General features: G+C 40.1%; 12 protein-coding genes. 6 read left to right on the top strand and 6 right to left on the bottom strand.

Going from position 1 to position 8,315, the window contains the following annotated elements:
- Window positions 1-340: 340 nt before the first annotated feature.
- From FHQ08_RS12335 to hxlB, 6 genes are read left to right on the top strand one after another with little or no spacing between them, the layout of a single operon-like run.
- Window positions 341-1,081 (top strand): sugar phosphate isomerase/epimerase family protein, encoded by a 741-nt coding sequence (locus FHQ08_RS12335; protein WP_230914687.1) that lies wholly within the window; start codon window positions 341-343, stop codon window positions 1,079-1,081.
- Window positions 1,082-1,107: 26 nt separating this feature from the next.
- Window positions 1,108-1,359: a hypothetical protein gene (locus tag FHQ08_RS12330; protein WP_230914686.1), complete on the top strand. Its 252-nt coding sequence runs from the start codon at window positions 1,108-1,110 to the stop codon at window positions 1,357-1,359.
- 20 nt (window positions 1,360-1,379) lie between these two features.
- Window positions 1,380-2,657, top strand: a complete 1,278-nt coding sequence (locus tag FHQ08_RS12325) for a gluconate:proton symporter (protein WP_230914685.1) — start codon at window positions 1,380-1,382, stop codon at window positions 2,655-2,657.
- Between the two features lie 22 nt (window positions 2,658-2,679).
- Window positions 2,680-3,633, top strand: a complete 954-nt coding sequence (locus FHQ08_RS12320) for a sugar kinase (RefSeq protein WP_230914684.1) — start codon at window positions 2,680-2,682, stop codon at window positions 3,631-3,633.
- A gap of 16 nt (window positions 3,634-3,649) precedes the next feature.
- Window positions 3,650-4,270, top strand: coding sequence for an orotidine 5'-phosphate decarboxylase / HUMPS family protein (locus FHQ08_RS12315; RefSeq protein ID WP_230914683.1), 621 nt, complete (start codon window positions 3,650-3,652; stop codon window positions 4,268-4,270).
- A gap of 2 nt (window positions 4,271-4,272) precedes the next feature.
- On the top strand, window positions 4,273-4,815 hold the full coding sequence (hxlB, locus tag FHQ08_RS12310; protein WP_230914682.1) for a 6-phospho-3-hexuloisomerase: 543 nt from the start codon (window positions 4,273-4,275) through the stop codon (window positions 4,813-4,815).
- A gap of 66 nt (window positions 4,816-4,881) precedes the next feature.
- On the opposite strand, the gene FHQ08_RS12305 is transcribed toward hxlB, so the two are convergent.
- The 6 genes from FHQ08_RS12305 to FHQ08_RS12280 all read right to left on the bottom strand — a co-directional run bounded on the left by FHQ08_RS12305 (window position 4,882) and on the right by FHQ08_RS12280 (window position 7,849).
- A complete protein-coding gene (locus FHQ08_RS12305; protein ID WP_230914681.1) occupies window positions 4,882-5,409 on the bottom strand; it encodes a CPBP family intramembrane glutamic endopeptidase in 528 nt (175 codons plus the stop codon).
- Window positions 5,410-5,698: 289 nt separating this feature from the next.
- The gene (locus tag FHQ08_RS12300; RefSeq protein ID WP_230914680.1) at window positions 5,699-5,986 is read right to left on the bottom strand and encodes a bacteriocin immunity protein; all 288 of its coding nucleotides are present in this window, start codon (window positions 5,984-5,986) and stop codon (window positions 5,699-5,701) included.
- Window positions 5,987-6,278: 292 nt separating this feature from the next.
- Complete coding sequence (locus FHQ08_RS12295) at window positions 6,279-6,557, bottom strand: hypothetical protein (protein WP_230914679.1); 279 nt, start codon at window positions 6,555-6,557, stop codon at window positions 6,279-6,281.
- A gap of 115 nt (window positions 6,558-6,672) precedes the next feature.
- On the bottom strand, window positions 6,673-6,993 hold the full coding sequence (locus FHQ08_RS12290; RefSeq protein ID WP_230914688.1) for a bacteriocin immunity protein: 321 nt from the start codon (window positions 6,991-6,993) through the stop codon (window positions 6,673-6,675).
- Window positions 6,994-7,212: 219 nt separating this feature from the next.
- Entirely contained in the window at window positions 7,213-7,578 is a 366-nt protein-coding gene (locus FHQ08_RS12285) for a type II toxin-antitoxin system RelE/ParE family toxin (protein WP_230914678.1), read from the bottom strand.
- On the bottom strand, window positions 7,571-7,849 hold the full coding sequence (locus tag FHQ08_RS12280) for a type II toxin-antitoxin system RelB/DinJ family antitoxin (RefSeq protein WP_230914677.1): 279 nt from the start codon (window positions 7,847-7,849) through the stop codon (window positions 7,571-7,573). The genes FHQ08_RS12285 and FHQ08_RS12280 overlap by 8 nt, the downstream gene beginning before the upstream one ends.
- Window positions 7,850-8,315 lie beyond the last annotated feature (466 nt).

The following is an 8,315-nucleotide window of genomic DNA, read 5'->3' as shown; positions in this document are numbered from 1 at the left end:
TAGGCCAATGAAATGAAGTTTCTCATCAATAGAATATCTGGAACCTTTTCGGCCCATAAAAAATACTCCTTCCTAAGCAAACAGGTTTTAATTATTTACCTGTCTACTTAAGTAGGAGTATAGCCGAACGTGTGTAACTTCTTTTTTTGATTTTTTATTTGCTTTTTAGAAACCGATAACCTTGATAAAGTGTCGGCCTATGATATCTATATATATCTTGATATTACGATAATAATCAGGTAAATTTTAAAAGAGAACATTTAAACTTGATTTATATATGTAAGCGGTTTATAGTATCAATTAAGGAAACCGGTTAACAAAAATTGATGGAGGTCACATTATGCAATCTAAACAACTTGCAGCAAACTTATTATTATTTGATGCCGAGGTTAAAAAGGGTGTCAAGCAAGCGGAGCTATTGGCTCGGGCCAAAGATTTAGGTTTTTCGATGGTGGAAGTACGCCGAGAATATTTCCAAGATATCACTGCAGAGATACCAGAAGTTAAAGCCCAAGCAACGGCATTAGACTTGAAACTCTTTTACAGCGTGCCTGATGAGCTATTTGTTGCTGGTAAAGTCAATCCAAAATTAACAGGCTATTTTGAAGAAGGACAGCAGCTCGGTATTGAAAAAATCAAATTTAATATTGGTGATTTTGCCAACTACCAAGGTGAGCTGCAACGCGATTTTGCACCATTTCTGAATCAAGGGATTGAAGTCAATATTGAAAATGATCAGACGCAAACAAGCGGGACACTAACACCGATCTTGACGTTCCTTAAAGCAGCAGTAGCAGCAGATGTTGATATTCGTTATGTTTACGATTTGGGGAATTGGCCCTTTGTTGGCGAGGACTTCCTAGCTGGTGCTAAGGCGCTTGCAGCGTATACACGGTATATTCATGTCAAAGATGTGACTGAAAAAGAGGGCCAGCCTTTCGTACAGCCACTAGATGAGGGTCACCTTGACTGGCGCCAAGCTTTAGCAGTTCTGCCAAAAGATGTGCCAGTGGCGTTGGAATATCCAACGGACAATGATGCCTTGATCAAAGCTGGTTTGCAAAAGTTGTTAGCACTTTAACGGTTTGAATAAGGGAGAGATCAAAGATGGCTGAAGAACGAACACAAATTGATGCTGAAAAGTTTGCGTTACATTTTTTAGATAGTCTGAATATGAATGATGTGCCAGAACATGGTGCCATCGCGACCAAAGCTAAAGAAGCTTTAGCAGCATATTTATCAGCTTATTATTTGGCGGAGCAATTTAACCATACAGAAGATCAATTTTTTAGTGATTTACAAGAGGGCAAAATCAAATCTAATTTCCAAGAGATTTTGAGCCAATTAAATCAATACTAGAAGGATAGAGAGGTAGACACATGTCAACATTGATTACTGGAATCCTGCTAGCAATTACGTTCATCATTTTCGTCGTTTATGCGATGAAGGGTGGCAATTTGACTGTTGGATTCTTCGTAATGGCGGTGACTTGGACCATTATTGGTTTAGTGCCACCGACCAAAGCAATCAAAGAGATTTTTACAGAGCCGGTTTTGAATTATGGTAAAACGGCCGCTTATATTATTTTTGGCTCCTGGTTTGGACGGGTCTTGGTGGATACCGGCATCGCTGGCAGTATTAGCCGACGGACGGAAAAAGTCGGCCGCAAGAGTCCTGTCATTGCAACGATTCTGATTGCCTTAGTCACAGCATTGATCTTTACCAGTTCCTATGGGGTCGGTTCAGCAATCGCCGTTGGGGTGATCTTGTTTCCAATTATGTTTTCCATGGGCGTCCCTAAAAATGTTGCCGTTAGTGTTTTTACGATGTCCATTGGGGCAGCGATGTATGTCAATAACGTTTTATTCGTTCAGTTCCAAGTGTTTTTCCCTGGCGTTAAGTGGGGTGCCCACTACCAACGCTTTGGTTTCGCAGCCATGGCTGTCCAAATGGTTATCGTGATTTTATTCATCTTAGCCCATGCTAAAAAAATCAAAAATGGTCGGCCGGTTATTGTTACGAGTGAGGAAGAGCAGAAGGAGGCGCCCAAAGAAGTTTCCGTTTGGACTTATTTCCTACCCGTTTTACCTGTTGCCTTAAGTATTTTCCTCAAATGGGATTCGATTCCAGCGTTATTGATCGCAATTATTTTGGCTTTCTTATTAACGGGGCAGATGCGGCATTATAAGAACTTTGTCATGATGATGAATGATACCGCTAAGACAGCGATCAGTGATATTGCCGGTTTGTTGATCATGTTATTCGTTTTGACTATGTTCCAACAAGCTGCTGTACACGCGATGTCTAGCTTTGCACCGATCTTTAAGACGATCATTCCAGATAGTAAAGTATTGTTAGTGATCATCATTGCCATCTTAGCACCATTAGCTTACTTCAGAGGACCATTAATGCTTTACGGTGCTGGTGCCGCAACCGCTGCCATCTTTATTGGCACCGGGATGTTTAATCCATACTTCCTATACGGATTACTTGTGGTACCATCAATGATGGGGGTTTCAGCAGATATTACCCAATCTTGGAATCTATGGTCGGTTCAATATGCCAAATTAGATACCAAGACGTTCCTACTCACCGGGCTCGGTTGGGCCTGGGCGGCGACGATCATCAACGAGATTTTAGCTTTAATATTACTTTAATCAATAAATTGGAGGTTACGACATGAGTGAATTTTTAACAATTGGTGAACCGATTTCATTATTTGCTTCAGAAGATACGGACAAGTCCTTAAAGGATGCAGTGAACTGGCATAAGTTCCTAGCCGGTGCTGAAGTCAATGTCGCTGTGGGTGTCTCAAGGTTGGGTCATTCCGCCCAATATATTACACGCTTAGGGGAAGACCCCTTTGGTGATTTTATCCGGGATCAATTAAACGAAAATAATATCGGGACAGATTATATTGACAGCACGCCAGATTATTGGACGGCTTTTCAATTGAAAGACAAAGTCAGCAAGGGCGATCCTAGCATCTTTTATTTCCGTAAGGGTTCAGCAGCAGCACACTTTGACAAAAACATGCTAGATAAGATCGACTTTTCTGATGTGAAGTTTGCCCACTTATCCGGGATCTTCCCAGCCATTTCTGATCAAGCTTTAGATGCGTTTAATCACTTTGTGGCTCTCTTACAGGCGCATCACATTCGGACGACTTTTGATCCTAATTTACGGCCACAATTATGGTCTAGCCAAGAAAAAATGATCCAAACGATCAATGGCTTGGCGGCACAGGCTGAAATTATTTTGCCAGGAATCAATGAAGGTGAAATTTTGATGGGCAGCCGTGATCCTGAAAAGATTGCTGATTTCTACCTGCAAAATGGCGAATTGACGCAAACAGTCGTGGTTAAATTAGGTCCAGAAGGCGCCTTTGTCAAGAATAAAGCTGGCGATAGCTACACCGTTAATGGATTCAAAGTAGATGAAGTCGTAGATACGGTTGGTGCTGGTGATGGCTTTGCTTTAGGCGTGGTTACAGCCTTAATGGAAGGCAAGTCAATGAAAGACGCCGTAATTCGTGGTAATGCGGTCGGTGCCTTTGCAGTCCAAGCGCCTGGGGACAATGATGGTTACCCAACACCAGAACAACTACAAGCATTTCTAGATAAGAATTTATAAGGGGTATCAAATAGATATGAAATTACAAACTGCCATTGACCGCCTGACTTTAGAAGAGGCTGTGGCTAAAGCACGTTTGTTAGATGGTCAGACAGATATTATCGAAATGGGCACGTCATTGGTCAAAGATTATGGCAACGAAGCCATTCGCCAATTCCGACAAGCCGTGCAAAAGTCTACGTTACTTGTCGATGAAAAGACGATCGATGAAGGTGCCTATGAATTCCGGCAAGGCTTCGAAAATGGTGCCGATATTTTGACGGTGATGGGGGCGGCTTCGAAGGCAACTTTAGCTACCTGTTATGAAGTGGCCCAGACGTATCATAAGACAATGATGATCGATTTGATGGAAGTTAGTGCTGAGAAGTTACAGCAGATTGCTGACTTTGATGATGCCATCTATTGCTTACACCACTCGACTGATCGCAAAGATGTCATGAATCCTAGCGATACAGTTGCTGAATTCCATCAACAATTGCCGCATATTAAACGGCTAGCAATTGCTGGCGGCATCGATTTAGCAGGTGCTAAAGCTTTAGCAGAACAGGGCTTGACGGAAATTGTGATCGTCGGGTCAAAAATCATGAAAGCAGCCGATATTACCGCAGCTGTTCAAAGTTTTAAGGAGGTCCTATAATAATGACAGTAATTCCCCAAATTATGACTGAAATCAATGAAGTGATGAAGCTTGTTGATGAAACCCAATTAGAAAAAGCGATGCCTTATTTAACTAAGGATAAACGCATTTTCGTGATTGGTGCAGGCCGGAGTGGTTTTCAAGCAAAGGGCTTTGCCATGCGTTTGATGCATATTGGCTACACCGATTATGTGATGGGTGAAACGATCACGCCATCGATTCAAAAAGGTGATACTTGGGTCGCTATTTCTGGATCAGGCACAACTAAAGGTATTGTCGCCGATACTGAAGCTGCCAAAAAGCTTGGCTTGAATATCGTTGCCTTTACCAGTGCACCAGAATCACCATTAGCCCAGTTGGCCGATCAAGTTGTGATCGTACCAGGTGCAACCAAAACCGGTGCTGGCGTGAAATCCATGCAATTGTTGTCAACATTATTTGACCAAACCGTGCATATCACATTAGATGCCTTGACACTAATGTTGAGTCGGCGTGATCATACAAGCAATGAAGATGCCTTGCATGAACATGTGAATGTAGAATAATAACTTGAAGATAGTGCAATAAGGGCATTGCCTTTTGAAACACGTTTAAATCAAAGATAGGCATAATTAATAGGCACCTGAGACAGAATTAATATTTTGTTTCAGGTGCCTATTTGGTTTGAATACGCTCGTAAGGCTAGCTGTGTGCCCTAAACTAATACTACGATCAAAGTAAAAAGAGATTGAGCAAGCCAAGCCCAGTGCGTTCAACCCGATATGTGGCAGAATGGTCTCCATGAGATTGTGACGCCGCTCGTAGAGAATCGGGAATAAGGCTAAAATTAAATATCGCAGCATGGCGAAGTTGGTGAAGTCTGACAAGGTTTGGACATGTAAAAGCATGAAACAACCCGTTGTTAGGATAACTCTAAGGCTGACACCAAATTTATAAGGCAGAGCTCTAGTCAACCTGGTTAGAAAAACGCCTTGGAATAAGTAGATGACCATGAGATTTTCTACAAAGGGTGCTACGATCAACAAGAATATTACAAACGTTATTGTTGCCAAGGGATTACCTTGAGCCAAATGACCGATGTGACTGACCAGTTGTTGTTTAGAAATTGTCTCAAATTGAGATAAATTTTTTAGTTCCATACTGATCACTCCTGTACTTATATTTAAGCTAATTAGCTTATGTATCTATTCTATTATACTTGTATTGGTTGTAGTGAAAAAAGTTATTAGCGTTAGTTATTTGTAATTAAAGTACTGACCAATACGTTAATCACATAATAGCCACGTTAATTACAGGTAAATATTATAAAAATTATAGTGAGTTGTCATTTCATAAATAAATATATTAAAAATTTAAAAACGCCCAGCAACAAGAAAATAGTTCCTATTGGCTAGGCGTTTGAAATTTTTAAATGTGATATAGGCTACTTTAATAGCCGTAACGAATATTTGCTAAGTCAGTTAACTTTTTAAGTGTCGCAGATTGAATTGCCGATAAAGCGAGACCGTCTTTTTGAGTCGCCTTAGAAAGGGCAAGATTCATACGGCTGAGGATAAAAGGTATCGAAGTACTCTGCTGCCCTAGTTCCGTTTTGTATTGGATTAGTACTTGCCGTAACGCGGGGTGTTCATTTGTTTCGTTTAGTAAAGTGTCGATCAATTGAATTGCTTGGTTACTCCGATCGTTGCCACCGGCATACCATTTCACTTGTTTCATAAGTATTAAATCTCCTTTATTGTGCCATGGCCTGATTCTAACATTAGCTGAATGAAAAATGTGCCGATTGTTTTTAACGTGCTATATATTGCATTAGCGTTGTTTGTTAAACTAGTTCGTGATTTTGAATGGATAGTTTTAGCGACTATCGTCATACGATAACGGCTCATTAAATGCTAATTAGTATACAATATATTGACTCAAATCCAGTACAGCATGCTTATCAAATTGTCAGCGTGTTGTTGGGTAGGCTAACCTAAATATAACCCTTGCCATCCATTAAATTTTATATTCAAAATAACCAAGATAAACCGATACTCTTATATGGCATCCGTGGAAACTCTTTTTCCAGGCATGCTAAAAGAGCAACTCCCCTTGATGACAAGGTTTGAGCCATCGCCAATGAAGAGAGTTGTGCCTTTAGCTTTACCAATACTGTAGCATCATTTTGACTGGGATCATTAAAGCCCGCTAATCCATTAGCAACGATTGTCCGCTCCTTCACGAAAATATCTGAATAAGCTAGAAATTTCTTTAGAACATTGCGTAATTCGTTAGGACCCTTTACCAAAAAGAAACATCTCTAGAAGTATATAAGGAGACCTACCTTTGTCCGTATAGGCTGAAGATGATAGTTAAATCTAGTTTTACAATAATCTTCATGTTCATGGGCTTCTCCCGTGCCACTATCGCCTAGGTATTTGTTCTGTATAGCTATAAAATTGTGATTTGTCTGAAAAATCTGCCATGTATGAACCATTAAGCCCAGCACGTTGACCAATGGCACCAAGATCGATCATCAACTTTTCTTCAGCTGGTGGAAAATGGAGTCTACCTTTACTAGAAACAATACGAATATAATTTACAAGTCGATTAACGAGCGCTTCAGGATTTTTAGCGGTATCAATTTTCTGATATACCTGTGCCAAAACATCTGTAATATCAAGTAATTCGGACGTTTGGGGTGTCCACTTTGTCATAGCCTTTAGCAAATGACTTATATCCATTTTGGTCGTTTGTACTGTGTCGTCATTCTTTGATTTCATTGAAATACATCTCATTTCTTAAAAGTTATCTTATTTATGGTTCTATAGGTAACCCTAACACACCCTCTGATTCTAATCCATTCGGATGTGCTAACGTTGCCGAAATATTACGTCTGTTCGTTGACAATCTGCCATAGATCAGTGACTTGTTCATACACGCAACACCCTAATAAAAATTAACTAGAATAAATCACTGTGGGTACCAATTGCTACCAGATAAACTTGATCTAATATTTTGGTATACACTAATAGATAATCGCCATTATGGCCGTCAAAATGTAGCTCAAGTACTTTTAATTGCACGTCATGTCCTGGAACCCGGTGCTTAAGTTGTTGACTGACTTTCTTTGGCAAATTAAGCAGATGAGCATAGAAGTATTCAGGAATGCGTTGATCAGTTAAAAAGCAATTAATTATGTAATCCCAAGGCGACCGGGACTCATTATCAAAGGGTACTTTTCCTTTAAAGATTGGACGCCAACGGGGATTTTTCTTTACAGTTTTATATTGTCGTTTAAATTGAGTGGTTGGGACTAGTTTACTCATCTAATAACTGCTCTAACTCAGATTGACTATTGGCGCTCTTTAACTTAGTGGTTCCGGCAATATCGTCAGCTACTTCGGTTAGTGAGTTAACAACTTGTTGGTTAGGGAAGCCATAGTATTTGGGTAGTCCGTTATTGGCTACCGTGGTGATTACCACGCGCACAAATTCAGACATGGTTAAACCATGCTGGGCTAATTGTTCTTGCGCTTTTTGCTTAATTTTGGGATCGATCCGGGTATTAATTCGGTCACTGGTTGGGGTATTTGACATCTTTACCAGTCCTCTCTTTAATATTAATTAATTGTACACCGTATGGCGTACAAAATCAAAAAATGGCTTTGTCTGAACAGATCTCTTTTGATTAACCCTAATCATTATTGTAATCTCGGTTGTCCCCATGAAATCATCCTAATATCAGGTCACCTGCGCTTTCTTAAATATAGCGAATTTTCAAAAAACAGAACCCGTAGCCCAAACGGTCATGAGTGTGGCAAAGGCATTCATACCTACATGGGGAATGATGGTTTTGGTAATATTATGCGAGTATTCATAGATAATTGGAAACAGAGCTAAAATCAGATACCTTAGCAGAGAAAGATTGGTGAAATATGATGTTAGGATGATTTCATGGACACGGTTTGGTAGAATCTAACTACTAAGAATAGGACGTGTCCAAAATGACCAAAAAGAGAAAAACATTTGATGAAGATTTCAAGAAGATGATCCTTGACCTCAA

It is taken from the genome of Agrilactobacillus fermenti (assembly GCF_021030645.1).
Classification (GTDB): Bacteria; Bacillota; Bacilli; order Lactobacillales; family Lactobacillaceae; genus Agrilactobacillus; species Agrilactobacillus fermenti.
Note: the sequence above shows the minus strand (reverse complement) of the source record. Positions and strands in the feature narration are given on the sequence as shown.